Genomic DNA, 26,362 nt, shown 5'->3' with positions numbered 1-26,362 from the left:
CCATGGCTTACGCTGAAGAGATTAATAAGACAATTGAGGCATTAGGTGGTGCCTTTAATGAATTTAAAAAAACCAATGATGAACGCTTAACGACCTTAGAAAAAGGTGATGCGTTGGATGGATTGGTGGAAGGCAAACTGAAGTCAATCAATGACAAACTCTCAGAACTGGAAAAGCTCAAAGGTCAGTTTGAAGAATTGGAAACCAAAGCGAATCGACCTGGCAGCACGTTTGGGGGTAAACAACAAAACGCCGAATATGAAAAAGCCTTTGATCAATTTGTCAGAAAAGGTAAAACCGACCAGATCGATGATTTAAAAACCAAAACCATGCAAACCGGCAATGATGAGGATGGCGGTTATGCGGTACCGGAACAATTAGACCGGCAAATTATCGATTTTGGCCGTGATCAAGTGGTGATGCGTTCGGTTTGCGCCAGCCAAACCTTATCGACACCTGAGTTTAAAAAACTACGCAAAGAAGGCCGAGCGACATCGGGCTGGGTAGGGGAAACCGACCCAAGACCACAAACGGATACCCCTAAACTCAAAACGATTACACCCACCTGGGGAGAGATTTACGCCAATCCTGAAGCCACGCAAACCATGCTGGATGATGCCTTTTTTAATGTACAACAGTTTTTAGTGGGGGAAGTTGGCGAAGAATTTAGCGAACAAGAAGAAATTGCTTTTACTCGCGGTGATGGTAATGACAAGCCAAAGGGATTGTTTGCTTATCCTCGCACCCTAGAAACCGACGACAAAAGAGCGTTTGGCAAATTGCAGTATTTGGATACCGCCACCGCTAAGCTCGAAGCAGATGACCTGTTAAAGCTGTTGTACGCTTTAAAACGTAAATACCGCACCGGTGCTCGCTGGATGATGAACAGCACCAGTGTTGGGCAAGTACGGCTGATGAAGGATAATGACGGTAATTATTTATGGAGCCCTGGTTTACAAGCCGGTGAGCCGTCGAAACTGCTGGGTTATTCGCTGACGGAAAATGAGCAAGTCGATGACATTGCTGCGAAAAAAGCGCCGATATCCTTTGGTAATTTTAAGCGGGCGTATTTGATCTTAGATCGGATTGGTACACGGGTATTGCGCGATCCCTACACCAATAAACCCTTTGTGTCGTTTTATACCACCAAGCGGGTGGGGAATATGTTGTTGGATAGCAATGCTGTTAAGGTATTACAAATTAAAGCGGGATAATTAGAGGCGGGGATTCCCGCCTTTTTTAATCGCCCAGTGCATATGGTTAGTATTTGCATGTACTTCCCTCATAATCCCATGCGCCACCCGCATCTAAACAGGCATCAATTTGTAATGCGTTGGGATCAAAATCATGGAGCGCATAAATAATACCTGTCGCGGCCAGCCAAAAAAGAATAGCCATACCGCCCAAAACGGCAATAATAATTAACAACTTCATTTTGATGTTTTTACTCACAGTACAAAGAGCCTCACCAGACGTTTAAATTATCCATCTCAATATACTACTGGTTATTGAAGCAATTGGTGTGCATTAAATTTGCAAATTTTGTGCAGAAAGGCCCTTTATTTATTGTTGCGCGGTTAATATTAGGCAATCACTATGCTTGAACTCAACCTAGTTAAAAAACACCTGAATATTGATGAAGAAATAACCGAAGATGATGCCTATTTACAGGTATTAACCGAGGCGGCTATCGCTCATTTTGAAAGCACGACACAACGCTTGCTAGTGCAAGAAAACCTCACTGATACCGCCGTGGTGATCACCCGTGAAATTGAAATTGGTTTACTCATGCTCATTGGCCACTGGTATAACAACCGGGAGTCTGTAGTGATTGGCGGGGTTGTCAGTGAATTACCGTTATCTACCCAAACGATTTGGAATAAATACCGTTTTAAATCCCTATGAGAGCTGGACGTTTAAAACATCGTATTACCATTGAAAAACCTGAGTTAACTAAAGATGAATTTGGCCAGCCCACTAAAACTTGGGTCGTGGTATGTACAACAAGAGCCGCCATTGATCCCATATCAGGTAAAGAGTTTTTTGCTGCCCAGCAAATTAATAACGCCATTAATTACAAAATAACGATGCGTTATCGGCCAGGCATTAAGCCGCAGTGTCGGGTGAAGTATAAAGATCGGCTTTTTGACATTCACGCAGTACTCAACCCCAAAGAAGCCAATCGCGAATTACAGCTGATGTGTGAAGAACATGGAACTTAATCTGAATTTAACCGATGTGGAAGAGTTAACCGAGCAGTTTCGTGATGTAGAAGAAAAGCTAATTAATCGGGCGGTACGGCAAGGCTTGTTAGAAATTATTAAGCCGGTTAAAAAGCAGATGAAGCAGAATGCACCGGTTGATACGGGTGAACTAAAAAAAGCGATTAATCATAAATCCTTTGCTAAAGACCAATTTGCGGTGGTTTATTCGGGCATTTCGCAAAAAAAGCATCAGCCATCCGTCGTACAAAAAGCGTTAGCCATGGAATATGGCAACAACCGGCAAAAAGCTAAAAAGCCCTTTATTCAACCCGCTGTTGATCAATCCAATTTTTCCAACGCTAAGCAGGAGGTTATCGAGCTGATTGAAAAAAGGCTTGATGAATTGCTAAATGATTGAAATTAAAATCCAACAAGCCTTGTCCGCATTAGTGGATGATCGAGCTTACCCAACCATACTACCTGAAAAAGCCAAATACCCAGCCATCACTTACCATCGGGTGAATGCAGCTCAAGGCAGTGGCCGTATTAATACCACTGAGATCAGTGGACAAAACAGCGTATTTCAGGTGGTTGTTTGGAGCCAAAATTATGGCCAAGCACATTTGCTACAAAAGCAGTGTATAACTGAGTTTGCAAGCTTGGGGCTGCAACTGATATCCAGTGCGGATGGCTTTGAACCCGAAAAAATGCTGCACTCGGTGATTATGGAGTTTGAATGCTGGGGTGATTTAGCCTTAGTGGCAGATCGGCAAAGTACACCAGATAAAAGCCCAATTAAACAGTTTTTAAATAACGTACAGCAGCAGCTGTCTACGGTTTCCAATACCGCGCTGACTGATTACCAACTAGTTCAGCCGGTATTACCCGCCATTGTCCTTAAGCTACGACAAATTAAGCCTGCTAACGATTGGAGTGGGCCGGGCGCAGTAGAATGTAACTTAACTGCCTATTGCTGCCACCAAGTTGGCTACGCTGGGGATTTGGCGACTCAAGTATCATTACTGATTAATGCAAATCAATGGGACTTAGGCGACGCGCTGGACTTCCCGAAAAACATTACCGCTGATCAAGAAGTTATGTCACTGGGTGAGACACCCTACGAGCGCTGGCAAGTGAATTGGCAACAGCGCTTGTACATTGGCGATTCTATTTGGCTAGATGAAGGTACCCCACCTACAACCGTTTTATGCAGTGATGCCCCTGAGATTGGAATACCACACAAAGATGACTACCGAGTTGTTTCGCGTTAATGAGCTTTACCGGCTTTTAGTTAACTTAATTCGCCCTGGCACCATTTACCAAGTCGATCACCAACGGACCCGCGTCAGGGTGCAAATCGATCAACTAACCTCTGGTTGGTTACCTTGGTTAACCACCAGAGCAGGCCATGACCAAAGCTGGTGGGCACCAGAAGTGGGGGAGCAAGTCATTGTGTTATCCCCCAGTGGCGAATTAGCCAATGGTTTTGTGTTACCGGCTGTCTATCAAAACAAACACCCATCCCCTAGCCATGATCCTGATGAGTCCGTGTGGCAGTTTAAAAATCATGCCCGTTTTAGCTACCACCGAGGCAGTGATGAATTAATTATTGAGTTAACTGGTGCAGGTAATACCAAATTAATTAGTCCCGAAGGTATTCATTTTGTAGGTGATTTATTGGTTGAGGGAAATATTAAAGCGACCCAAGAAATAACCGACCACACGCGAAGTATGCAGGGAGATCGGGATATTTATAACGGACACAAACATGATGTTGTCGGCCACAGCACAGCTGTGCCGACGGGTAACAATCAGTAACTTTTTTCCATATTTAATAATCGACACTAATGTAGATATTAGCTATACCTGATAGTACTGTAATTAAGTTGTAAGGAAGGCATATCGTGAAAAAAAATAAACTAAGCCTTTTTAATCAAGCGCTCGAATTAATGAGTACTCGAACCTTAATAGATGGAGGTATTGGCGCAAGTATAGCACTTCTATCTACCTTTTTTGGTTCAAGTGTTGGCTTAAGTGGAACTGGTATTTTGAGTCACTTTTTTTTGATGATAATTGCTGGTTGGTTTATCGGTATTAGCTTGGGTCTGCTAACGGACTTCTATGAAAATAACTTAGAAAAAGTTAAACAAGAGAATGAATAAACCCTATGGTTTGTTCAGTTATTATAACTAATCACTTTAAATTTAATTAAAATAGAAAACCTCATACCACATGAAAGGCACTCACCGACAAACCGGTAAATCCCTTTCTAACCTCGATCATCTCCGCCAATCCATCACTGACATTCTGACCACCCGTATTGGAACAAGACTAATGCGGCGTGATTATGGCAGTCGTTTACCTGAATTAGTGGATCGCCCCATGAATGGTCAGTGGTTAGTGGAAATCTATGCAGCGACTGCTGAAGCCTTAATCCGTTGGGAACCCCGTTTAAAGGTTACCAAGGTGCAAGCGTTTCGTGGTGAACCTGGCGAGTTATTGATTGCGTTAGAAGGGATTTATTTACCCGAAGGCAAACCCATTACCTTGGATGGCATCATTGTATGAGCGAATTTACCGCCATTGATTTATCACAATTACCTGCACCGGATGTGATCGAGCCGATTGATTACGAGGAAATCCTCGCTTCCATGCTGGCCGATTTACAAAAGCGCGATAGCAGCTTTACCGCCTTGGTCGAATCTGACCCGGCCATGAAGATTCTAGAAGTTTGCGCTTATCGTGAAATGTTGAAGTGCCAGCAATTTAATGAGCGGACTAAAGCCGTCATGTTAGCTTATGCGCAAGGTTCGGATTTAGATCATTTGGGTGCGAATTACGGCGTTAAGCGTAAAGTCATTAAACCGGCTGATGATAATCAAGTGCCACCCACACCTGCTGTGATGGAATCAGATGAAGACTTTCGTCGTCGTATTCAATTAGGCCCCGAAGGCTATTCAACCGCTGGTCCGGTTGGTGCTTATTTAGCTCACTCGCATAATGCCCATGATCAAATTGCCGATGTGTCGGTGTATTCTGATCAGCCAGGCGAAGTCATCGTTACTTTTTTACGGCGATCCTTAGCCGATGAAGCCGATATGGCACCGGACGATGAAATAAAACAGGCGTTGTTAACCGCATTAAATGACGAAGATGTCAGGCCATTAACCGATCATATTAACGTGCAAGCGGCGGAAACTATCGACTATGCCATTAATGCCAAGCTACATGTACAACAAGGGCCGTCTTCTAAAACCATTATGGATACGGCAACGGCTGCCTTAAATGGATATGTTGAGCAGTGCTATAAACTCGGTAAAACCGTGGCACTTTCGGGTATTTATGATGCGCTCCATATGGGAGGCGTTACCCGCGTAGAATTGCTGTCACCCATAGCCGATATTCAAGCCAAAGTTTTTCAAGCCCCTAAAGCCACATCGATTGCTATTCACCTCGCGTAAACAATTCATTTTATTCTACTTATTCTAATGAGTTTATTACCCAATAACGCCAGCCTATTAGAGGAAGGGTTAGCTGATAGCACTCGTCGTATGAGTGACATACCGGCTTACCCTAATCACGTCTGGCATCCTGATACGTGCCCGGCCAATTGTTTACCCTGGTTGGCCTGGGCGTTATCGGTGGATGTCTGGAATCCAGACTGGCCTGAGTATGTAAAACGACAAACTATTGCCAATAGTGTGGTGGTGCATCGCATTAAAGGCACAAGAGGAGCACTCAAAAAAGCATTAGATGCCTTAAATGTGCAAACTGAAATTAAAGAATGGTTTGAATACCATGGTGAGCCCTTTACTTTCCAAGTCACCGCTTATGCTAATGATAATTTAAATACCGATGGCGATATTTTAAATAAAAAATTAATTGAGCAAATCCAAACCACGATTCAACGCACTAAGAATGTACGCAGTCATTTTAGTTTTCAGCTGGGGGCTAAGTTTAATACTGGTATCGCCGCTGGTTGTGTGACTCGGAATATCAACAGCATCAGAGTCACCAGTGTGGGTCGTGTTGAACAGCAAAACACGCTGGGCATTTGTGCGACGGCGGTTGTACGGCCATTGACCATTATTCGTGTATAGGAAAAACCATGCAAATTAATCCTATGATTACTGATGTCGGCTTGCAGGCCATATTCAATGCCAACAATGACGGCTTACAAGCCACCATTGCCGAAATTGCATTGGGTGATGGGAGTTACCTACCTGATGCCAAACAAACGCAATTAAAAAGTGAACAACTGAGACTCCCTATTTCAAAAAGCGAGCGGGCGGGAAAAAACCATATTATTTTAAGTGCCATCGCTGATGGCGACTCAGAGTTTTGGATTAGAGAGTTTGGCATATTTTTAGAGGATGGCACTTTATTAGCCGTTTGGTCATCGTTAGAGAAAGCCTTGCAATATAAAACCGCCAGCGCGCCTTGTTTTTTTTCTACCGATTTTATGTTAAGTGGCATGCCTGTCGATGCCATTACTGTCAATGACCAAGGGGCAGATATTGCTATTGCCTTATTTTTAGAACAGTTTGCCATGTTGAGTCAGGCGCAAATGGATCAAATGCGCCGTCACCTGGAATTATTATTTGCATTGAATCAACACGAAAAAACAGTGAGGAAATAATGACAATCGAACAACGCTTAGCCGATGCGGTTCAAGCCAGCAATCAACTGACAGAAGTCGTGCAAAATAAAATCCATGATATTAATCAGCAACTGAAAGCCGCTGAAGCGAGATTTAATACTTTTATGTTGGAGGCGCGTAAAGAAAGACCCTTTTACCGACAATCTAAAAATCAGTTTGGTAATTTAGTCGATAAAATGTTAGATGGGTTTGATAAAAGTAAAGCATTTTCCATTGACGTGTCATTATATCGAGAAATTAAAACAGGCATTGATTGGGAACAACGCGATAACGAGGAAAAAGAAATACTGACGTGTATGGGGTTAAAAGGCCATACGTTTTTTCAGCCGAAGATTCGTATTTTACGAATGGTGTGGAGTGGCTATGATCAAGAGAAACATAACAGCAACTGTATTTGGCCCATTATTCCCGCGAACCGTTCTGTTCCTGTCACTGCTGGTAGTTATGCAAAATTAATCTCGGGTGATATCCGAAGTACCTGGCTTAATGGGGTTAACCATGAGTGGGGGGTATGCGGTGCAAACTATGAAAGCCAGCCTGGCTTATATTTTCATGCCCACCCTTATGTGTATTCTCCGGCAGGTGAAGTGTTATTTTTCTGGCCTGCTGTAGTGACAGGCTATGTGCCACTGGATCGAGATAAGCCACTTTGGGGTTATTATCCTTCCATGCATGGCGAAAACCCTTTTGATACGGACCCCGTCCCTAACATGGATCGAGAAAATCGACGCGCAATCGAACGATCATAATTAGTCATCTCATTTCCCTCATTTTTAATCCCACTCTATTTATTCGCCCCAAAAAGGAAACCCCATGCCTGAAGAATTTCTCCATGGCGTCGAGGTCGTTGAAATTGACAGCGGCCCACGCCCAATACGAACCGTTAAAAGCAGTGTGATTGGTTTAGTCGGCACAGCCCCCGAGGCTAAAGACGACGTTTTCCCTTATGACACACCGATTTTATTAGCGGGCAGCTTAAAAAAAGCGAAAGCACTGGGTAAGCAAGGGACGTTACCTACAGCCTTGCAAGGTATTTTTGATCAGATTGGGGCGATGGTCGTGCTCATTCGAGTGAAACATGATGCCGATGAAGCCAAACAGTTAAACGCCATTATTGGCCAGCAGGGGGAGCCCAATACCGGTATATATGCATTGCTCGATGCTAAAAGCACGGTACATGTCGAACCACGCTTAATCATTGCCCCTGGTTATTCGCACCAGGAAGCCGCTGGTAAAGCGATGGTATCCACAGCTGAGCGGTTAGGTGGAATTGCTATTATTGATGGCCCCAATAAAACGGGTGAAGACGCGATTAACTACCGTAAAAAGTTTGGTGCCCGTTATGCCTATTTGATTGATCCGTGGGTAAAAGTGTGGAGTACTGAGCAAAGCAAGATCGTGATTGAACCGGCTTCCGCCCGCGTGGCGGGATTAATGGCCAAAATCGATAATGACCAGGGTTTCTGGCATTCGCCTTCGAATAAATTAATTAATGGCATTTTAGGTACGGCCCGACCGATTGATTTTAAATTGGGGGATAAAAACTGCCGGGCGAATTATTTAAATAGCGAAGAAGTCACCACCATTATTCAAGAAGACGGCTACCGTCTCTGGGGTAACCGGACCTGTAGTGGTGATCCGAAATGGGCGTTTGTCAGTGTGGTGCGTACCGCCGAAATTATTTATGACTCACTGCAACGGGCACACCTGTGGGCGGTGGATCGTAATATCACGAAAAACTACATCGCTGATGTCACTGAAGGGGTAAATAATTATCTACGTCGGTTAAAAAATATCGGGGCCATTTTAGGTGGCACTTGCTGGGCTGATCCCGAATTAAATACCCCTGACGCCTTAGCGGATGGTAAGGTGTATTTTAATTTTGATTTTACCCCACCGGCACCAGCGGAACACATCACCTTTAATGCCACCTTAACCGACGATTATTTTAAGGAGGTGTTTAATGCACGCTAATCACGTCGCTTATGCCACGTTATTTATTGATGGGGCCAGCCAAGCGGGACGGGTTCAATCCATTACCTTGCCCAAGCTTACCCTTAAAACTGAAGAGTTTAGAGGCGGTGGTATGGATGGGGTAACCCATTTGGATTTGGGGATGGAAGCCATGGAGCTGAGTTTTACCATCGACGACTGTAATACCGACGTCCTTAAGCATTTTGGTTTCCAAAAAGGCAAACAGGTGCCATTTAATATAAAAGGCGTCCTGCGCAATCCTGGCCAGGGTGAACAAGGGATTGATGCGGTTTGCCGGGGTTTAGTCAGTGAACTGGATTTTGGGGAGTGGAAACAAGCGGAATTATCCAGCTTAACCGCCACCCTCAAACTGGATTACTACAAACTCACCATTAACAACCAGCTGATTTATGAGATTGATGTGGTTAACCATGTGCGTAACGTGGAAGGTACTGACCACATGCAGAATATTCGTGAATTATTAGGCTTATAAAAAAAACAGCTATCTCAACCAGCTAACAAGCAAACAAACACACAACACAATAGGTACACCATGAGCGAAAATATTACTTTACATTACCCGATCGAAATCAATGGCGAAGTCATTAACGAAGTTACTTTACGCCGCCCTAAAACCAAAGACATGAAAAACATTGAAAAACGCGGTGGCGGTGAAATTAGTCAAAGCATTCATATGATTGCGGATTTATCCGGCTTGGATATTAACACCATAGAAGAGCTGGACGCTGCAGACTTTCAACGCTTGAATGAGGTGGTGGCTGGTTTTTTAGACTCGACTGGCGATCGGTCCAGCAAATCTGCCTAAACCTGTCTTATTACTTGAGAGGCACCCCATTGTCAGAGCTGTTAGACATGGACCTCGACGACCTGCTTGATTGGTATCAATCCCTTCCTAAACAATAACCATGATAATCAAAGGGAATCGTTTTTAGGGGCGGCATCAAATGATGAAGCGAAGGCGCTTATAAAAAATAAGTGACTGAGCTGAAGAATGCAGATAACAAACCCTAAAAATTATTCACGAAGAGTATATGGCGAATAAACTCAACATTGCTATCGGCGCTTATATTGATAAGTCGCTGGCGAAAAGCTTTAAAAAAACCGAATCTGCTACCAGTAAATTAGGTAAAGCCTACCGGGAAACCAATAAAAAGCTGGCCGCTGTACGACAGGTAGATCGGTATCGCCAACGCTTGGCTCAATTACGTCGGCAACAGCAACAAGCCGGGGGAAGTAATCAACAGTTAGCCAATGCGATTCGGCGTACTGAGCAATCCTTATCGCGTGCTTCTCGCTCTGCACAACGCTATGGGGTGAATTTAAATAACCTGGCCCGCACCCAGCGACAGTTGCAGCGTACTGCTCGTTTTCAAGGACTTCAGCAATCAGGGATGCGACGGCTTGGCCAGTTAAAAACTGCCGGTAAATGGGCTGCTGGAGGCTTAGCCGGGGCAGCGGGTGGACTGTTAGCCATGGTAAAATCCACGGCGGATCGAGGTGACCCAATTGCCAAACATGCCGCCAAATTGGGATTTACTGTTGAAGGACTTCAAGAGTATCAATATGCCGCTGAGCGTTCTGGGGTATCAACAGCACAGTTTAATACCGCCTCACAACGGATGGTACGACGGGTGTCGGAAGCCGCTGCTGGGATTGGTAAAACCGGTAAAGCACTCAAAGAACTAGGGCTGGATGCTAAGTGGCTAAACTCGCTGAAACCTGAAGAGCAGTTTGAGCAAATCTCAGAAGCAATGAAGCATATCCCCAATAAAGCGGATCGTGTACGCCTAGCCATGAAGTTATTCGATACCGAAGGTGTTGGGCTGGTGAATATGTTGAATGGCGGAAAAGCAGGCTTAGAAGCATTAAGAAAAGATGCCAGAGCCACCGGTAATATAATTTCTAAAGAAGATGCTAAAAATGCCGAGGATTTTCAGGATGCGTTTTTAGACTTTAAACAAATCATTGGCAGTGTCAGTAAATCCTTTGGCGCTAAGTTTATGCCCTTGGTTACCCGTATGATGATTAAGTTTAAAGCCTTTCATGAAAAATACGGTGCTCGCTTTAATCAACTACTAATCCACATGGCGGATTCCTTAGTGAATGTGGGTCGCTTTATGTGGAACCTGGGTTCAATGGTTATTACTGTCGCTGGCAAAATAAATCATTTTATCGAGACTACCATTGGTTGGAAAAATATAGCCGCTGTCGTTGCAGCTTTGGTTGGGGTGAAATTAGTGGGAGCGGTATTAGCCGCCGGTACGGCCATAATGGCATTAATTCCAGCCATTAAAGCGGTGGGCTTAGCGATGATGGCCAATCCGATTGGCTTAATTATTAAACTCATTGCTGTTGGCGCGACGTTGATTTATACCAATTGGAGTACGGCTTCTACTTTTTTAGGGGATACCTTTGATTCGATTTCTAATGCTTGTAGTGAAGCATTTGAAATAATTAAAAAATACTTTCTCAACTTCACGCCGCTTGGTTATATCATTTCCAACTGGGATGGTATCAGTGATTTTTTTAGTAACCTTTGGGATAAAATTAACGAGGCATTTGATGGTGGTGTAACGGGTATTGCCAAAAGCTTTTTAAGTTATTCGCCTTTAGGATTAATGATGAAAATCTGGCAACCGGCGATTGATTGGCTACGCAGTAAATTTAAATGGATTAATAACGCCATTGAAAAGCTTAAAGGCATTAAGCGCTGGTTTACGGGTGATGATGAGGAAGACAAGCAAACTGTTGCAGGCAAAGTCAATCAACGGATGCAACAACGCCGAGCCGAGATACAAGCGACACAAGGCATCAATGCCAAGCAAATCGAAAGGCGGCTGCAGCAAATCAACCAACAAAAAAACATGAATGCTACCACCCACATCAATGCACCGATCACAATTCAGGGGGCAACAGGCCTATCCGCTGAAGAAATTGCCCAGCAGGTTAATGCCAAGCTAGAAGAGCGTGAACAGGAAGCCGAAGCCCGACAACGCAGTGCTTTATATGATATGGATATGGCGACCCTATGAGCTATACACTGCTTAAGCTGGGTGATTTCATCTTCTCGATCAAAACAGCCAGTTACCAACAGTTGCGCCAACAATGGCAATTTAAATGGGCTAGTCAGCCTATTATTGGTGGTTATCCCCAGCAGCAGTATACCGGAGAAACCGTCCGAACCATGACTTTAAGTGGCGTTATGTACCCTGGCCAATATGGCAGCCGTGATAGCCTGCTTCATATGGTAGAGCTGGCTGGTACGGGTGCGCCTTTTATCCTGGTAGCGGGTACTGGAGAAATACTCGGTTACTGGTGTATTACCCAAGTAAACGAAAACGGTTCTTACCCAGATAAAGAAGGCAAGTGCCGTAAAATTGAATTCAGTGTGAGCATAACCTACTATGGCGACAGTCTACCGAACCAAAGACGGTGATACCCTGGATTGGATTTGTAAGCAGTATTATGGTGATGAAAGCTTTGTACTGCAGGTGTTAGATGCTAATCCGAGGTTGGTGGAGCAAGGACCAGTTTTATCAGCGGGTATTGAAGTGACATTACCTGAAGTTAGCAGAATATCTCATATAAATGAATCACTGTTCCTGTAATATATTGACTTAATGAATTAATACTCATAGCATGTGACGCAGGGTAGAGTGTAGAAGTCCTAGCTAACTACATCTTTAGCTATGTTGACCTACAGCGAGTCACTCCAGATGCCCCTCTTGCTTGCAACTGGTCCAAGCACCAGATTTAGTTATAACTCAACCTATTTAAGCTTTACCAAGATCAACTCCCAATAGACTAATTTAAGAGCCTATAATGAAGTTAAGTTTGATACCAATTTTATTAGCCGGATCCCTATCAGCAACGCTGAGTTTTGCAATAACATTAGAGGATACTGCTGATAATAAGTGTAAAGTATTTAAGGATGGAGAGCTTTATGAAATTCGCAATCAAAGTTGTGAAATAACTTTAAATGATTTAACAAACAATGGTCTAAGATGGAGTGACCTTGCTTTAAAAAGCCATATCAATCCCCTCAGTAATGAAATCATGGCAGTTACCAGCATAAATACTTACCACTATCAACTTAATGGACCCAAGTATGGAGTTATGGCCCAGGAACTGGAAGAAATCTATCCTGATTTAGTTGAAACAACTAGTAGTGGCTTAAAAAGAGTAGATTATATAGGGTTGAGCACTCTTACATTACAAGCACTGAAAGAAGCTAATGAAAAAATTAAGCAACTAGAAAGACGTATAGAGTCAATAGAACAAAGTAATTAAGGTGTAACTGTTGGTAGCTCGTTGGTTCGAATCCAGCCCCCGCTACCAACCGATTTAAACTCACTTCAATTTTATTCCTCTAAAAAAATCCTTTTTTAAATATTTTCTATTTCATTCACCGCATTTTTTAAAACATTCCTTTATCAATATAATAATACTGCTACCAACAGTGATTAATTATCAAATCAAAATTAATTCTCAGTTAATAGACTTCAGTCGTCACCTTATTAGCCTCGAACTCACCGACGAAGCGGGCATAAAGTCTGATAGTGTTACTCTTAAGCTTTCTGACCCTGGAGGTAACTTACCCATACCCACCAAAGGCACCAAGCTATCAGTCGCCATCCAGAATATTCATATGGGTGATTTTATTATTGATGAGGTGTCACTCTCTGGGCCTCCCAACCAAATGACCATTCAGGCCAAAGGGGCTAACCTTCGGGATCAGCTCCGTAGTCCTAAATCACGTTCATGGCATAAAAAAAAGTTAGTAGATATTGTGACTACAGTGGCTAATGACAATGGTTTGAAGCCTAAAATTGCAGAAGTATTTACTTCTATTGTCATTGATCATATAGACCAGACAGAAGAATCTGATATTAATTTTTTAAGTCGAATTGCGTTAGATCATGGGGCAATTGTTAAACCAATGATGGAACATTTAGTGTTTGTCGAACGAGGGAAAACCAAAACAGCAACCGGTAAACAATTGTCTGCAATAACAATTTCAAAAATTAATAAATGGAATTTAAAATCCCCTGACAGACAATATTATAAAAGTGTGATGGCTAAGTATCACAGTGCTGAAGGTGGTAAGACAGAGCATGTAAAGGTGGGTAATGGCGAACCAATCTATACTATTAAAATGGTATATCCAACCAGGGAAGCAGCTAAAGCCAGTGCTAAAGCCAAGTTAAGTGGATTAAATGATACAGAAGCCAGTTTAAGTATAACCACAGTGGGTAATCCTGAGTTAATCGCTGAGCGACCGGTGGTTATTCAGGGAATAAGGACTGGTGTTGATGGCCGGTGGGTGGTGAAGCAGGCAAAGCATTCTTTAAGTGCTTCGGGGTATGCGACGAGTGTTAGTTTAATTAAATGAAGTATAAAGAGAGTTATACGTCAGCATGACGCAATATATTACGTCACTCCGACGTATAACAGAAAGCTAAAAACCATTCAAATTGTTAAAAATCAGCTATTTATAACGAATAGCTAAATATTAATCTGGGTATAAAACTGTGAATTTGATCAAATAATTTGGAGTATTATACGTCACTACGACGTAATGTATCACGTCAGAGTGACGTTCATTAATAGTTAGGAATACAAATACAAAAAGGACTTCATGGCCAATATTGCAATAGCTTCAAATATCTCTAGCGGTGACAGTAGAGGTAACGAATTTTCTTGTGAATTGCAAATTGAAAATCGTGCAAGCAGCCCAATTGAAATTATAAGTATTAATCCACGAATACCCGATGGGGTTGATATCCAGGAAATTCATGATACCTCTGTAGCAGAATATCAACGTGAACATCAAAAGATATGTTCTGAAATTGCACTACTGCTTGATGAACACAATTTTTCAAAGTCTAGAGAGTACAGGCAAAAAGTATTTAAAATTGTCAAAGAAGATTTGCAAGAAACATTTAAATTGAAAAACGTTGCTAACGTATATTACAGAATGATCACGGGACAGCTAGAGGAAATGCAGAAAAAGCGTCTAGAGAAATATGCAAGCTTTTCATTGACAATACACAATAGCACAGAGGCGGAATCTGCTATTAATAAATTTTTAGGCGAAGATACTGAGGATGAGAAATTCTTGTCTAATTTTATAAGGATGAAGCTGGATAGGCTGCGGGAGTTAGAGAAGAAGAATATAGTAATCGGTAGTGACACCCTGTTGTCAACTATCGGCCCCTCAGAATCTTTTGACCGCACTTATGTATTTAAATGTGAAAGAGGTGCATTTAACTCCAAGTCCTACAATTTGAGCTTTGATTGCTCAACCAAAGAACCTGAAGCTCTAGAACCTAAGAACGATTCAGTTTCAGTAAATATAACTGTATCACCAAACCCAGTCGCTTTAACACTCGTGGCGCTACTCGGCGCCTTTCTAGGAGTTATTTTAAAGGAATCAGTTAATCCTGTCCCGAATGGCGTTGAATACGTGGCTTATTGGAGTAGCATGTTTAGCACCTCAGCGCATAAGTTTGTAGCCGCATTGGTTTCTGCGTTGATATTCTTTAATATCTATGAGCACACAGAACTCGGCAAAAAACTAAATCAAGGAATTAGCTGGAGAAGTGTGTTAATGATAGGAGCAATATGCGGTTTACTAAATGACCGCATTATTGCGGCGTTAACAGGCTTGATAACTGGTTAACCTTGATGAAATTCCTAACAATTGCATGCATTCGGACAGCAAAAAGCGCCGCTCGTTCCTCTCTATGCTTTTTGCTGCCGGTGATGCGAGGCGTTATGCAGTAATACACATGGAGGGAAAACATGGGTAATAATAATCAACAAAACTGGCTACAAAAATTCGCGCGAGAACATCCGTTCCAGCTTGGCGCCCTAGCAGTTTCTTCTTCTGTATTTCTTTGTTCCTGTATTGGGTTTTTCAGGGAATACCTTCTACTTAAACGATTTGGAATAAATGTGGCAACATTTGCGGAGGTGAATGATTTCCTTGTCGCCGGTCTTAAAGATCCAACTGTTTTGGCAGTTTTTCCGGTCATGGGGATAGCAATAATTTACTTATCTTTCAAGGGGCATATTTTCATTAGAGGTAGACCGATAGGAGTAATGGTGCTGGTGGTTTGTCTTTTGTATCCATTTGGCGTAGCTCTAGCCTATATACCATTTTATGAAGTAAGAAAAGAAACGGATGAAATTGTAGAGGGCAAAAACCCAGTTACACTGCATCTGAGAGACAAAACAACAATTGGTAGTGAGTCAGAGCCACTCACTATTATATCAACCACCGAAAAGTATATATTTTTATATCAATATAAATCAAAGCAACCTCTTGTAACCCCAACTGCTAGCGTTTCTTATATCAAGTATTTATTGGAATATCCAGATTCATGAAATTGCATAACAAACACATCAAATTCGCTCCCTTCGGTCGTTGGACGTTCGCAATCTATCTTCCGTTAGCATTAAAAAGATATTGATAAAGCCATTATGAAAGATTATTTATGGATATTCATAATTATAGGTGCAGCTATTATCTGGGGAATAATTTCTTGGATTATGGAAATTGCTTCAGATTCTAAAAAGTATTTAGAATTAAAGCCGAAATTAGATAATCTGGAAAATTCGATAAAAGAGCATGAACTCAAGCTCAAAAAAGATAGAGAAGAACTAGAGCTAAAAATAAAAAAGTGGAATGAAAAAGTAGAAAATGATAAACAGGAAATTAAAAAGATTGCAAATCAAAAATCTATGGGTTTTCCATGGCTCGCAGAAGCATATGCAGATTATTTTGCTCTGAAAGATGGTGAAATAGAGAAGTATCTAAGATATAAAAAAAGTCCAGCATACAAGGCAGCTGAAAATGTAAAAATTATAAAGGAAGAAAAGAAAGAATTAGTCAGAGAGAATAAAATAATTAAATATAAGATAAATTATTTTGTAAAATTGTTTCCGTGGCTTTTAGATTTAATAGCCGAGGATGAGGGGGAAGAGATACCTGTTCGGGTTGAAGGCAATATTGGGAATGGCAAATCAGAAGATAGGGTTAAAAACTATCTTACGCAAGAAGAATATCAAAGTCTACCTTCTGTTGAAAGAAATCAAATGGCTTTAGATAGGTATTTGAGAAATCGTCACAAATCGAAATGGGCAATAGGTAGAGATTATGAAATGTATGTTGGTTATTTATATGACCAAAAAGGATATTCGATAGAGTACAAAGGAATCATTGATGGTTTTGAAGATTTGGGTCGTGATATTATTGCAAGAAAAAAGGATGAAGTTTGTATTATTCAGTGTAAGTGTTGGGCTCAGTATAAGGAAATTCATGAAAAACATATATTTCAACTGTTTGGTACAACAATGGAATATTGGATTAAAAATTTTAAGATTCATAAAAACTCAAAAAATTTTGATGAATTTTCTGGTTTTTTAAAAGAAGATAAACTTAGACCCGTATTTTTCACCTCAGCCAGTTTATCCACTAAAGCAAAGGAAATGGCACATGCATTAAATATTGAAATTGTGGAAAATGAACCGCTCGGTGAATTCCCAAGAATTAAGTGTAACATAAATAATGATAAATCTCGACAGAAAAAAATTTACCATTTACCCATGGATCAACAGTACGACAGAACAGTTATTGGAAATCGATCAGGAGAATTTTATGCTTTTACAGTTAAAGAAGCAGAGGATGCTGGTTTCAGAAGAGCTTTTAAGCATAGATTTTAAATGGTAGAAATATACTGTAAATATTAAATTATAATACTAACAAATCACTGTGCTGGGTTTTCACTCCGCTGACCTTCTTAAAAAACCAGTGAGTTCAAACGTTAGTCTCATAATAAACTCTTATCTTAATAATTTTCATATATTATCTGCCTGCCTCTACTTTCAGTACACTTATAAGTAGTTTTCCCTTGAAGAAGTATACATAATGTCTAAGCCTATCTTTGCATGGATGGGCGGCAAGCGCCGTTTAGCCTTGCCACCTGGCGGAAGTATTAACAGCTATTTGTATGTACGTAACTCAGTAAAACTACTATATTTAGTGTCATATTCTCCTATATCAAACATCATAGTCATGCCATAACGAACAATATATCCATTAGGCTCCCAATGGATTCCAGTCGCTTCTGGAGCGTCAATAATTGGACTTTCTGCAATAAATACTCCTGATTCATTGTCGTATAGTTTTGCGAATACGGTATATTCCGCTACACTGTAAAGTATAATTTTAAATTTTTTATTTGGGCTCAATTCTTCCCAGTAGGGTACTGATAAACCTTTTTTGGCCCAATTTACTAAGAATAAATCCACTAATACACAATGCAACAAATAAACAAAGTATAAAGAATATCTTTTTCATTGAGCTGATAGCTATTTAGTAAAACTATTATACTTTGTATCGTATGCGCCAAGATCAAAAAGCACCTCCATGCCAAAGTAAACCCTGTAGTCTTCGCCAAATCGTCCCCAATGTAGCCCGCCTGCACCTTCAGAGACAACAATTTCACTCTCTGCTATAAACTTACCTGTTTCGTAATCATATAATTTTCCGAAACTTTCTACTAGAGAGTCTGTTATGTGAAGCTTGGCTGCATTATAAACCACTACTTTAAATTTTTTGTTTGGGCTTACTTCTTCATAAGCTGGTGATGCTAGCCCTTTTTCAGCCCATTTCGGAAATACACAAGTTACAGCTAAAGCTACAGTAGCTATTAAGGCTACTAACTTAACTTTTTTGGCCATTGATCTGATTGCTGTTTAGTATCATAAGCACCAAGATCAAAAAGCACTTCCATACCAAAGTAAACCCTATAGTCCTTGTTAAATCGTCCCCAATGTAGCCCGCCCGTACCTTCAACTACCGTATTGCCGCCTGAATTTTGATCACTAATACGTCCCCATTGAATCATTGTACTGCACCACTACTAGTTACTGTCTTCTAATTGGTAGTTTAGACGGCACTAGTAGGATGTGCTGGTACTGAGTCAGGTTTAAGTTTTTCACATCAAGTAGAGCTTATTCGTTTTTATTACCTTCTAATGCACGATCCAATCCTTCTTTTAAGTATTTACTGGACTCAATGATATGGGGTAAACGCTCCTTCTGCTTATCTAAATAGAGGTAAACACCCAATGTTCCTACTTCCTTTTCATCTATAACTTTAACTAAACGAGGTTCATTTACCACAAAACAACAAGGAAATAATGCTACACCCATACCGCTCAATACAACTGCTAAGCGTGCATAAGGGCTATTACTACGAAAAGATCGTTTCATTTTGGCAGACTTTTTAAACCATGCACTAGGAGCAATATGCTCCCCATTCTCTTCAAAATCGATCAGTACGTGGTCTTTGAGCTTGATATTATAGTTGTCACCACCTTGAGCAGCGTCTAAATACTTTTGTGTTCCATAAACGGCAAATGGTGAAGAATACTCAGCCAACAGCCTATAATTCTCTTTATTGCTTTTAGTCCACAATATCGAAAGATCCGTCTGCCGAGCAGCTAAAGCTGCTAATGGACTAGCTGTAAATAAACTGGCAGTAATGCCTGGATGTGCATTGTGCAATGGAACTATTGCTTCAGTTGTTAATAGAGGAACTATAATTTCAGGTACAGCAATGCTAACCGACCCCATTAACTCTACATCATCATGCACAGCCTTTGGAATACTTGCCATCATATATGAAATTTCTTCAGCCATGGGGATTAATTGCAATCCTGCGGCAGTTATCGTATAGCCTTTACGATCTGCCTCAAATAATTTTACTCCTAAAGTTTTCTCAAGCTCATTAATTTTACGCCAAACTGTTGACTGTGATACGCGTAAAACCTCTGCGGCTGCATTTGAGCTACCTAACTTAACAACAGCAAGAAAAAACTGGACGTGATCCCAATTCATACTACTCCTCCAACAGCTCAAAATTTTTATTCAAATATGAATAGCCATTTAAAAGCGTTATTCAAAATTGAATAACAACTATTTTCAATTAGGTATTTATAAATCATTTTAAATAGTTTCCTAATTATCACTATACCTAAGCCATTAACTGCTGTATATTTGAACAGCATGGAAACTTAATTGAGAAGGTATAAATAATGGCTATCAACAAAGTTCAATTTCAAAAAGGCCTGAGTTTAAACGAGTTTCTCAAACAATATGGTACAGAAGAACAATGCTTTAATACCTTATACAAATTGCGATGGCCAGAAGGTTTTCAGTGCCCCAATTGTGGATACGACAAATGCTGTCAACTCACTACTAGAAAGCTTCAGCAGTGCTATAAATGTCACCAGCAAACATCTGTAACTGCAGGTACTATCTTTGAATCAACCAAATTACCATTAAAGACTTGGTTCCAAGGGATGTATTTGATCTCCCAAGACAAAAAAGGTATATCAGCCATAGAATTACATCGCCATTTAGGTATTTCCTATCAAGCTGCCTGGAGAATGAAACATAAGCTCATGAAAGTGATGCAAGAAAGAGAAGGCACCAAGCAATTGTCGGGTTTTATTGAAATTGATGATGCCTATCTTGGTGGTGAGCGTACAGGTTGCAAAAGAGGTAGGGGAGCAGATGGGAAAATACCTTTTGTAGCAGCCGTAGAAACAACAAAACAAGGTCAACCGACACGAATTAAACTGAGCATTTTAAAAGGGTTTAATAAAGAAGAGATAACGGCTTGGAGTAGGCAGAATTTGGCCAAGGGCAGTACCGTAATCTCCGATGGACTGGCCTGTTTTAATGGTGTCATAGAAGCAGGTTGTCTTCATGATAAAATTGTATGCGGTGGTGGTCGTGCATCAGTAGAGGAACCTGAATTTTATTGGGTTAACACCATCCTTGGAAACTTAAAAAGTGCTTTACGTAGTACTTATCATGCTATTCGCGCTAAATATGCACAACGTTATCTTGCTGAATTTCAGTATCGATTTAATCGAAGATTTAGCTTAGTAGAATTTATTCCTAGGCTAGCATTTGTAGCACTGAGAACACCTCCACTACCAGGTAAGCTACTAAATATAGCTTAGGTATGATGATAATTAGGTAAAATTATCAACTATGACTAAACTGTGCCTAAGTTTCAAAAAGTACTTGTCGATTGCATCTACACATTTTAATAGGTAGCTTGGATTGTATAGTGCATATACTCCTTTTGTAGAACTTTGTACAAAATAAACACAATAAAATATAGCTTTAGACCTGTGTCACTCTTCTTCGGACTTTCTTATATTGAGCAATCTATACATCAGCTTGTCTCTGTTGAATACTTTTTAAGGCTATATTTTGTAAATCATAAATTAGGCTACTCCGATTACTAAGTCTTTTAAAGATTACTCATCACTCCCAAACATATTAGGCACCATCACAGGACAAAAAAATAATCAGCAGATATTGATGTGACAGCACAAAATGTTGAAGAAATATTTCCAGAGCTTGTAAGCACTTCAGCCGCAACAGGTTTAAACAGGTTAATTATTCAAGAATTATTGGAGTAGAAGTTACAAAAAAAACTAAAGCAAGAAAATGAAGCATCAAGGCAAGAGATAGGATTGAGTTATAATCCTTAACCAAACTCAATGGGCAAGGAAGCAACAGTGCTAATAATTATAACAGATATAAAAATACTGAAGACCTTGATATTACTGAGCTATATCCATAAATAATAGTTTCTTAAGATAGATTATTTTCAACTATACTCAAGCAGAAAAATAGCCAGTAAAAAACACAAAGGTAATTCCCTATGAAGTATTTTTCTGCTCTTTGTTCCTTTAGTATATTATCCCTAGTATTAGGTACCCCTAACACATCAGTGCATGCAGAAGGAGTAGGTGTTTCCGCAGATAAAATCAAACTCGGTAGCGTACTCGCTCTCAGAGGCCGGGCTAGAAGTTTAGGTTCAGGAATGAGGGATGGTTTAGAAGCCGCTTTTTCAGGTGTTACTGTTAAAGGTAAAACCATTGAAGTAGTTTTTGAAAATGATGGTTATGAGCCAGACCAAGCCATTAAAGGTACCAATAAACTTATCAAAGAAAATATATTTTTGATGATAGGAAATGTTGGCACACCCACTGCTAAAGTGACATTACCTATTCTGGCCAAACATAAAGTACCAGCAGTTGGCTTTTTTACTGGGGCAGGCCTATTACGACCAGGCCCCGGCCCCGTTGTCAATTATCGAGCCAGTTATGTCCAGGAAACCGCAGCTGTTATCAAGGCAGCTTTAACACATGGCCTCAAGCCCACAGAAGTATGTGCCTATGTACAAAATGACGCCTATGGCATGGCCGGTTTAACAGGAATAAAGCTAGCTTTAGAAAAAGCCAATGCCGGTTCTAAATTACTTGATACACTTACGAAAATTATAGAAATGTCGGGGAATAACCCTCCTCGAAATAATGTTGGCCCAGTAGGTGTTTACAAACGTAATACCCGTGAAATAAACCCTGGCTATAAGTCACTGAAAAGTTGGGAACAAAAGAATAATAGTAAATGTCGCCTGGTCGTGACCGTTGGTGCTTATGACAACATTTCCCAAATGGTTCGCTTGGCAAATAAAACCAATAACGAAAACTGGATTTTTTCTGCAGTTTCCTTTACTGGTGCCAATGTATTACAAAAAAAGCTAGTTGGTTTTGGTGTAGATGAGCGAATTATCATGACCCAGGTTGTCCCCCTACTAAACTCTGACTTACCAATCGTGCAAGAGGCCAAATCAGCACTTGGTAATAAGTTTGGCTTTGTTTCACTAGAAGGCTATATAGTGGGAAAAATGACAGTTAAACTATTTGAAAAAATGCCAAGTCCAATTACCAGAGAAAATTTCATAAAGCATGCCAAGTCAGCAAAGTTTGATTTAGGCGGAGTTGCTATTGACTTTACTAAAAATGGTTATCAAGGCTCTGACTTGGTAATTCCCAGTTATCTAACCAAAGAAAGTTATGTTCAAATGACAAAATCCATTTGGGAGTCTATTATTAAATAAACATTGTTTTAACTCGAGTATTTCTGTGACCTAATAAAATTTCGGGTTATTCCTATTGGCTCAATATGGATTCCTGGGGGACTATGCTCGGGATGAAGATGGTGATGGTTTTCATGAAATTCATGTCAACACAGTAGAAGGTTGCTGGTCACTGCTGACCTCTTGGCTTAGGCCACATCGTGGTATATCACAAGAGAAACTACCTTATTATTTAGCATTGTTTGAGTTTGTGTATAATTTAAAACGTCGTGGTAAAGGGATTATTAAATGATTTGGTAGGGCTATTAATCTAGCCCCCAGGAATCCATATTGAGCCAAGAAGAATATCTTTCAGCTGGAATGAACGATTATCTAACCAAACCAATTAAACTAGAGCAGTTGCAACAAATATTAAAGCGCTGGTTGTTATAAACCAGCTCTTATTTCTTTGATAATACCTTTAGTTGTTGGATTTACCTCACGCCAAATATGAAAAGCTGCGGCAGCCTGTTCTACTAACATTCCTAAACCATCAATCTGTTTTTGTGAGCCCTTTTCTTGTGCCCACTGATTAAATGCAGTTTGCTCTGCACCATACATCATGTCATAGCATATTGTTTGCGAGCCAATAACTCGATCTGGTAACGGGGGAAGATCACCCTGTAAGCTCGCTGAAGTACCATTAATAATAATATCGAAAGTTTCGTTCAATTCAGTAAAATTAGAGACTTCAATTGCCATTAAATCAGCAAAATCATCAGCTAACTTATCTGCTTTAGATACAGTTCGATTAGCAATGGTAATGCTGGCTGGTTGTTTAGTAATTATTGGTTCTAAAACACCTCTTACTGCCCCACCAGCACCTAGAATCAATATTTTCTTATTAACTAATAATACTTGCTGATTGATTTCCAGATCAGTTACCAGTCCTACACCATCTGTATTATCACCACATAATAAGTTTTCTTCATTAAGCCAAAGAGTATTAACAGCCCCAGCCTTTTTAGCCGCTTCAGTTAACAGTTGAGAATAATGCCAGGCATTTTGTTTAAATGGCACAGTTACATTTAAGCCTTTACCTCCTTCATTAAAAAAGTCACTCACTACTTGTTCAAAGCCGTCTAAAGGCGCAAGTAGTGTTTTGTAGGCTAAATCCTGATGAGTTTGTTCAGCAAACAATTGGTGAATAACGGGCGATTTACTGTGTGCAATAGGGTTACCAACAACTGCGTATTGATCTGTCATAGCTTTTCCCTTCCCTCTATACCCACTCTTTATGAATTAAAAATTTCTCATAAAGCTCAGCTTCCAGGCTATCTTGCTCTGGATGCCAGTTATATTCCCAACGCACTTTAGGAGGCAATGACATTAAAATGGACTCAGTTCGACCACCAGACTGCAAACCAAATAGCGTGCCTCTGTCGTATACTAGATTAAACTCTACATAACGACCACGACGATATTCCTGGAAAGCCTTTTGTCTTTTGGAATAGGCCAGGTTTTTACGTTTTGCCAAAATTGGCTGATAGGCTTGAATATAGCTATCGCCTACGCTCTGCATAAATTGAAAGCTTTTTACAAAACCCCACTCATTTAAATCATCAAAAAATAAGCCACCAACACCTCTTGGCTCATTACGATGCTTCAAGAAAAAATATTCGTCGCACCACTTTTTGTAGCGAGGATAAACCTCTTCTCCAAAAGGATCACAAGCTTGTTTTGCTGTTTGGTGCCAATGTTTACAATCTTCTTCAAACCCATAATAGGGAGTTAAGTCATAACCGCCTCCAAACCACCAAACCGGTTCAGCCCCAGGTTTTTCAGCCATAAAAAACCGGACATTAGCGTGAGAAGTCGGTACAAAAGGGTTATGAGGATGAATCACCAACGAAACCCCCAACGCCTGAAAACTACGACCAGCTAATTCCGGCCTGGCAGCAGTTGCCGACGCAGGAAGGCCTGCACCAAATACATGGGAAAAATTAACCCCTCCTTTCTCAATCAAGGCGCCGTCACTGATAACACGGGTACGACCACCACCGCCTTCTTGTCTCTGCCACTCATCCTGCTGAAAAGTAGCTTCACCATCCTCCTGCTCTAATGCACGACAAATGTTGTCTTGCAAACTAAGGAGATAATTTTTAACGGCTTGAATATCTGGCTGAGTCACAATAGCATCCAATATCGAGAGGTTCTTACAGGAAGTATATTTAATCGGAAGGAGAAATGACCATCAAGGTTTTATTTATTGTAAACCCTAGGTATCGCAAAAGTCCTAAAAAATGAAGTAATAGGGTATTCTGGCTAAGACAAGATGTCTTTTTAGGTTTTGATAAGCTATGGAAGCACTCTCAAAAGCTGCCAGAAGAATAAGCCAGCTATTTCATATCAAACACTCAAAAGGCTTATCGTAATATTTGGTTAGTAATCAGGTCCCTAATCTGCGAAGGCTTAGTCTGATTACCCAGCTCTCCAGGAATAATTGCATCCAGCTGATCATCAAACTGCCGCCTGACTGCCTGCTCTGTTTTTAGTTCTGGCTCACCAGCTAAATTAGCAGAGGTGGAAATAATTGGCTTACCCACTTTATGACAAAAAGCTTTCACAATGGGATGATCACTGACTCGAACTGCCACAGATTTATACCTGCCTTTCACCCACTGGGGCACCCAATTATCAGAATCAGGAATCAACCAAGTGACCGGACCAGGCCAACTTGCTTTGAGTTGTGCTAATTGTTCAGAAGTTACGGATTTAAGTAATGGCTCAATCTGGTTTATATCAGCTGCAACCATAATTAGCCCTTTTTCCACAGGACGCTGCTTCAGCTTAAGAATTCTTTCTACGGCTGACTGCTGCCAGGGGTCACAACCCAATCCCCATACAGCTTCAGTAGGATAAGCAACTACACCGCCGTTGAACACAGCACTTACGGCGGCCTGAAATACATCAGTTGTCATAGAAACTGCTGGTTAGCTGTTTAACTGTTGTTGTAGTGCTTCATTTTTTGCTAACACAGCCTTAGCATTTTCTTCACGATCTGTTTTTAAACGTTCAGCTAAATCTGCATCAGAAACCGCAATGATTTGCGCAGCAAGATAACCAGCGTTTTTAGCACCTGCTTTACCAATCGCCACTGTTGCAACTGGAATTCCACCAGGCATTTGTACAGTAGACATCAAAGCATCTAAACCATCCAGTGGGCCAGCATCGATTGGTACACCAATTACTGGCTTAACAGTCAAAGAAGCAACTACACCAGCCAAATGAGCAGCCATACCAGCACAAGCGATAAAAGCAGCACAACCACGCTGATCAGCACCAGTTACATATTGGTGAGTAGCATCAGGAGTCCGGTGAGCGGAATGAACACGCACTTCATAAGGGATTGACAGTTTTTTCAAAACCCCAATCGCCGCTTCAACTTTAGGAAAGTCTGAATCTGAACCCATTAAAATGGCCACAAAAGGCTTAGCCATAATGAACACCTCATTAGCTAGTCAGCAGAAGAAAAAAAGCGCAAGTTAC

35 protein-coding genes are annotated in these 26,362 nt (G+C 40.8%); 26 read left to right on the top strand and 9 right to left on the bottom strand.

The features are described 5' to 3' along the window. Nucleotides 1-2: 2 nt before the first annotated feature. Nucleotides 3-1,214: a phage major capsid protein gene (locus tag G4Y78_RS00460; RefSeq protein ID WP_163830733.1), complete on the top strand. Its 1,212-nt coding sequence runs from the start codon at nt 3-5 to the stop codon at nt 1,212-1,214. Nucleotides 1,215-1,260: 46 nt separating this feature from the next. Here G4Y78_RS00460 and G4Y78_RS00455 read toward each other — a convergent pair whose 3' ends face one another. Then, nucleotides 1,261-1,452, bottom strand: a complete 192-nt coding sequence (locus tag G4Y78_RS00455; RefSeq protein WP_163830732.1) for a hypothetical protein — start codon at nt 1,450-1,452, stop codon at nt 1,261-1,263. 144 nt (nt 1,453-1,596) lie between these two features. Between G4Y78_RS00455 and G4Y78_RS00450 the strand changes: the two genes are divergently transcribed. The 22 genes from G4Y78_RS00450 to G4Y78_RS00345 all read left to right on the top strand — a co-directional run bounded on the left by G4Y78_RS00450 (nt 1,597) and on the right by G4Y78_RS00345 (nt 17,586). Beyond that, nucleotides 1,597-1,905 carry a head-tail connector protein gene (locus G4Y78_RS00450; protein WP_163830731.1) on the top strand — a complete coding sequence of 103 codons (309 nt, stop codon included), beginning with the start codon at nt 1,597-1,599 and terminating at the stop codon, nt 1,903-1,905. After that, nucleotides 1,902-2,222: a phage head closure protein gene (locus G4Y78_RS00445; RefSeq protein ID WP_163830730.1), complete on the top strand. Its 321-nt coding sequence runs from the start codon at nt 1,902-1,904 to the stop codon at nt 2,220-2,222. Before G4Y78_RS00450 ends, G4Y78_RS00445 begins: the two co-directional genes overlap by 4 nt. Further along, on the top strand, nt 2,212-2,622 hold the full coding sequence (locus tag G4Y78_RS00440; protein WP_163830729.1) for an HK97-gp10 family putative phage morphogenesis protein: 411 nt from the start codon (nt 2,212-2,214) through the stop codon (nt 2,620-2,622). Before G4Y78_RS00445 ends, G4Y78_RS00440 begins: the two co-directional genes overlap by 11 nt. Further along, nucleotides 2,615-3,475, top strand: a complete 861-nt coding sequence (gp17, locus tag G4Y78_RS00435) for a tail completion protein gp17 (RefSeq protein ID WP_163830728.1) — start codon at nt 2,615-2,617, stop codon at nt 3,473-3,475. The genes G4Y78_RS00440 and gp17 overlap by 8 nt, the downstream gene beginning before the upstream one ends. Continuing rightward, a complete protein-coding gene (locus tag G4Y78_RS00430; RefSeq protein ID WP_163830727.1) occupies nt 3,450-4,022 on the top strand; it encodes a phage baseplate assembly protein V in 573 nt (190 codons plus the stop codon). Before gp17 ends, G4Y78_RS00430 begins: the two co-directional genes overlap by 26 nt. Nucleotides 4,023-4,108: 86 nt before the next feature. After that, entirely contained in the window at nt 4,109-4,366 is a 258-nt protein-coding gene (locus G4Y78_RS00425; RefSeq protein ID WP_163830726.1) for a hypothetical protein, read from the top strand. 70 nt (nt 4,367-4,436) lie between these two features. Continuing rightward, nucleotides 4,437-4,772 (top strand): GPW/gp25 family protein, encoded by a 336-nt coding sequence (locus G4Y78_RS00420; protein WP_163830725.1) that lies wholly within the window; start codon nt 4,437-4,439, stop codon nt 4,770-4,772. Next, the gene (locus tag G4Y78_RS00415) at nt 4,769-5,665 is read left to right on the top strand and encodes a baseplate assembly protein (RefSeq protein WP_163830724.1); all 897 of its coding nucleotides are present in this window, start codon (nt 4,769-4,771) and stop codon (nt 5,663-5,665) included. Before G4Y78_RS00420 ends, G4Y78_RS00415 begins: the two co-directional genes overlap by 4 nt. Before the next feature lie 27 nt (nt 5,666-5,692). Then, nucleotides 5,693-6,304: a phage tail protein I gene (locus tag G4Y78_RS00410; RefSeq protein ID WP_163830723.1), complete on the top strand. Its 612-nt coding sequence runs from the start codon at nt 5,693-5,695 to the stop codon at nt 6,302-6,304. Nucleotides 6,305-6,312: 8 nt separating this feature from the next. Next, nucleotides 6,313-6,843 carry a phage tail-collar fiber domain-containing protein gene (locus tag G4Y78_RS00405; protein ID WP_163830722.1) on the top strand — a complete coding sequence of 177 codons (531 nt, stop codon included), beginning with the start codon at nt 6,313-6,315 and terminating at the stop codon, nt 6,841-6,843. Further along, a complete protein-coding gene (locus tag G4Y78_RS00400) occupies nt 6,843-7,613 on the top strand; it encodes a hypothetical protein (protein WP_163830721.1) in 771 nt (256 codons plus the stop codon). Before G4Y78_RS00405 ends, G4Y78_RS00400 begins: the two co-directional genes overlap by 1 nt. 64 nt (nt 7,614-7,677) lie before the next feature. Next, nucleotides 7,678-8,838, top strand: coding sequence for a phage tail sheath subtilisin-like domain-containing protein (locus G4Y78_RS00395; protein ID WP_163830720.1), 1,161 nt, complete (start codon nt 7,678-7,680; stop codon nt 8,836-8,838). Continuing rightward, a complete protein-coding gene (locus G4Y78_RS00390) occupies nt 8,828-9,331 on the top strand; it encodes a phage major tail tube protein (protein ID WP_163830719.1) in 504 nt (167 codons plus the stop codon). The genes G4Y78_RS00395 and G4Y78_RS00390 overlap by 11 nt, the downstream gene beginning before the upstream one ends. Nucleotides 9,332-9,391: 60 nt before the next feature. After that, on the top strand, nt 9,392-9,664 hold the full coding sequence (locus G4Y78_RS00385) for a phage tail assembly protein (protein WP_163830718.1): 273 nt from the start codon (nt 9,392-9,394) through the stop codon (nt 9,662-9,664). Between the two features lie 226 nt (nt 9,665-9,890). Then, nucleotides 9,891-11,891 (top strand): phage tail tape measure protein, encoded by a 2,001-nt coding sequence (locus G4Y78_RS00380; RefSeq protein ID WP_163830717.1) that lies wholly within the window; start codon nt 9,891-9,893, stop codon nt 11,889-11,891. Then, nucleotides 11,888-12,295, top strand: a complete 408-nt coding sequence (locus G4Y78_RS00375; RefSeq protein WP_163830716.1) for a phage tail protein — start codon at nt 11,888-11,890, stop codon at nt 12,293-12,295. The genes G4Y78_RS00380 and G4Y78_RS00375 overlap by 4 nt, the downstream gene beginning before the upstream one ends. Continuing rightward, the gene (locus tag G4Y78_RS00370) at nt 12,264-12,467 is read left to right on the top strand and encodes a tail protein X (protein ID WP_163830715.1); all 204 of its coding nucleotides are present in this window, start codon (nt 12,264-12,266) and stop codon (nt 12,465-12,467) included. The genes G4Y78_RS00375 and G4Y78_RS00370 overlap by 32 nt, the downstream gene beginning before the upstream one ends. A gap of 214 nt (nt 12,468-12,681) precedes the next feature. After that, nucleotides 12,682-13,149, top strand: coding sequence for a tail fiber domain-containing protein (locus G4Y78_RS00365; protein WP_163830714.1), 468 nt, complete (start codon nt 12,682-12,684; stop codon nt 13,147-13,149). A 169-nt stretch (nt 13,150-13,318) separates the two neighbouring features. Then, entirely contained in the window at nt 13,319-14,251 is a 933-nt protein-coding gene (locus G4Y78_RS00360; RefSeq protein ID WP_163830713.1) for a contractile injection system protein, VgrG/Pvc8 family, read from the top strand. A 246-nt stretch (nt 14,252-14,497) separates the two neighbouring features. Then, on the top strand, nt 14,498-15,541 hold the full coding sequence (locus G4Y78_RS00355; protein ID WP_163830712.1) for an ABC-2 transporter permease: 1,044 nt from the start codon (nt 14,498-14,500) through the stop codon (nt 15,539-15,541). A gap of 122 nt (nt 15,542-15,663) precedes the next feature. Further along, on the top strand, nt 15,664-16,248 hold the full coding sequence (locus G4Y78_RS00350; RefSeq protein ID WP_163830711.1) for a hypothetical protein: 585 nt from the start codon (nt 15,664-15,666) through the stop codon (nt 16,246-16,248). Nucleotides 16,249-16,344: 96 nt separating this feature from the next. Next, nucleotides 16,345-17,586, top strand: coding sequence for a restriction endonuclease (locus G4Y78_RS00345; RefSeq protein WP_163830710.1), 1,242 nt, complete (start codon nt 16,345-16,347; stop codon nt 17,584-17,586). Between the two features lie 279 nt (nt 17,587-17,865). Here the strand turns inward: G4Y78_RS00345 and G4Y78_RS00340 are convergent, their stop codons facing one another. The 4 genes from G4Y78_RS00340 to G4Y78_RS00325 all read right to left on the bottom strand — a co-directional run bounded on the left by G4Y78_RS00340 (nt 17,866) and on the right by G4Y78_RS00325 (nt 19,767). Further along, nucleotides 17,866-18,174: a hypothetical protein gene (locus tag G4Y78_RS00340; protein ID WP_163830709.1), complete on the bottom strand. Its 309-nt coding sequence runs from the start codon at nt 18,172-18,174 to the stop codon at nt 17,866-17,868. 60 nt (nt 18,175-18,234) lie between these two features. Beyond that, complete coding sequence (locus G4Y78_RS00335; protein ID WP_163830708.1) at nt 18,235-18,606, bottom strand: hypothetical protein; 372 nt, start codon at nt 18,604-18,606, stop codon at nt 18,235-18,237. Then, a complete protein-coding gene (locus G4Y78_RS00330) occupies nt 18,585-18,773 on the bottom strand; it encodes a hypothetical protein (protein WP_163830707.1) in 189 nt (62 codons plus the stop codon). The genes G4Y78_RS00335 and G4Y78_RS00330 overlap by 22 nt, the downstream gene beginning before the upstream one ends. Nucleotides 18,774-18,879: 106 nt before the next feature. Then, nucleotides 18,880-19,767 carry a LysR family transcriptional regulator gene (locus G4Y78_RS00325; RefSeq protein WP_163830706.1) on the bottom strand — a complete coding sequence of 296 codons (888 nt, stop codon included), beginning with the start codon at nt 19,765-19,767 and terminating at the stop codon, nt 18,880-18,882. Between the two features lie 197 nt (nt 19,768-19,964). Between G4Y78_RS00325 and G4Y78_RS00320 the strand changes: the two genes are divergently transcribed. The 3 genes from G4Y78_RS00320 to G4Y78_RS00310 all read left to right on the top strand — a co-directional run bounded on the left by G4Y78_RS00320 (nt 19,965) and on the right by G4Y78_RS00310 (nt 23,126). Beyond that, entirely contained in the window at nt 19,965-20,900 is a 936-nt protein-coding gene (locus G4Y78_RS00320; protein ID WP_163830705.1) for an IS1595 family transposase, read from the top strand. A gap of 713 nt (nt 20,901-21,613) precedes the next feature. After that, nucleotides 21,614-22,855, top strand: coding sequence for an ABC transporter substrate-binding protein (locus G4Y78_RS00315; RefSeq protein ID WP_163830704.1), 1,242 nt, complete (start codon nt 21,614-21,616; stop codon nt 22,853-22,855). A gap of 55 nt (nt 22,856-22,910) precedes the next feature. Then, on the top strand, nt 22,911-23,126 hold the full coding sequence (locus G4Y78_RS00310; RefSeq protein WP_222937612.1) for a hypothetical protein: 216 nt from the start codon (nt 22,911-22,913) through the stop codon (nt 23,124-23,126). 134 nt (nt 23,127-23,260) lie between these two features. Here G4Y78_RS00310 and aroE read toward each other — a convergent pair whose 3' ends face one another. From aroE to purE, 4 genes are all read right to left on the bottom strand, one after another. Beyond that, nucleotides 23,261-24,079: a shikimate dehydrogenase gene (gene aroE / locus G4Y78_RS00305; protein WP_163830703.1), complete on the bottom strand. Its 819-nt coding sequence runs from the start codon at nt 24,077-24,079 to the stop codon at nt 23,261-23,263. A gap of 16 nt (nt 24,080-24,095) precedes the next feature. Then, nucleotides 24,096-25,004 (bottom strand): oxygen-dependent coproporphyrinogen oxidase, encoded by a 909-nt coding sequence (hemF, locus tag G4Y78_RS00300; protein ID WP_163830702.1) that lies wholly within the window; start codon nt 25,002-25,004, stop codon nt 24,096-24,098. A 235-nt stretch (nt 25,005-25,239) separates the two neighbouring features. After that, a complete protein-coding gene (locus G4Y78_RS00295; RefSeq protein ID WP_163830701.1) occupies nt 25,240-25,794 on the bottom strand; it encodes an L-threonylcarbamoyladenylate synthase in 555 nt (184 codons plus the stop codon). A gap of 12 nt (nt 25,795-25,806) precedes the next feature. Next, on the bottom strand, nt 25,807-26,313 hold the full coding sequence (gene purE, locus G4Y78_RS00290) for a 5-(carboxyamino)imidazole ribonucleotide mutase (protein WP_163830700.1): 507 nt from the start codon (nt 26,311-26,313) through the stop codon (nt 25,807-25,809). Nucleotides 26,314-26,362 lie beyond the last annotated feature (49 nt).

This window comes from Spartinivicinus ruber, assembly GCF_011009015.1.
Lineage (GTDB): Bacteria > Pseudomonadota > Gammaproteobacteria > Pseudomonadales > Zooshikellaceae > Spartinivicinus > Spartinivicinus ruber.
Note: the sequence above shows the minus strand (reverse complement) of the source record. Positions and strands in the feature narration are given on the sequence as shown.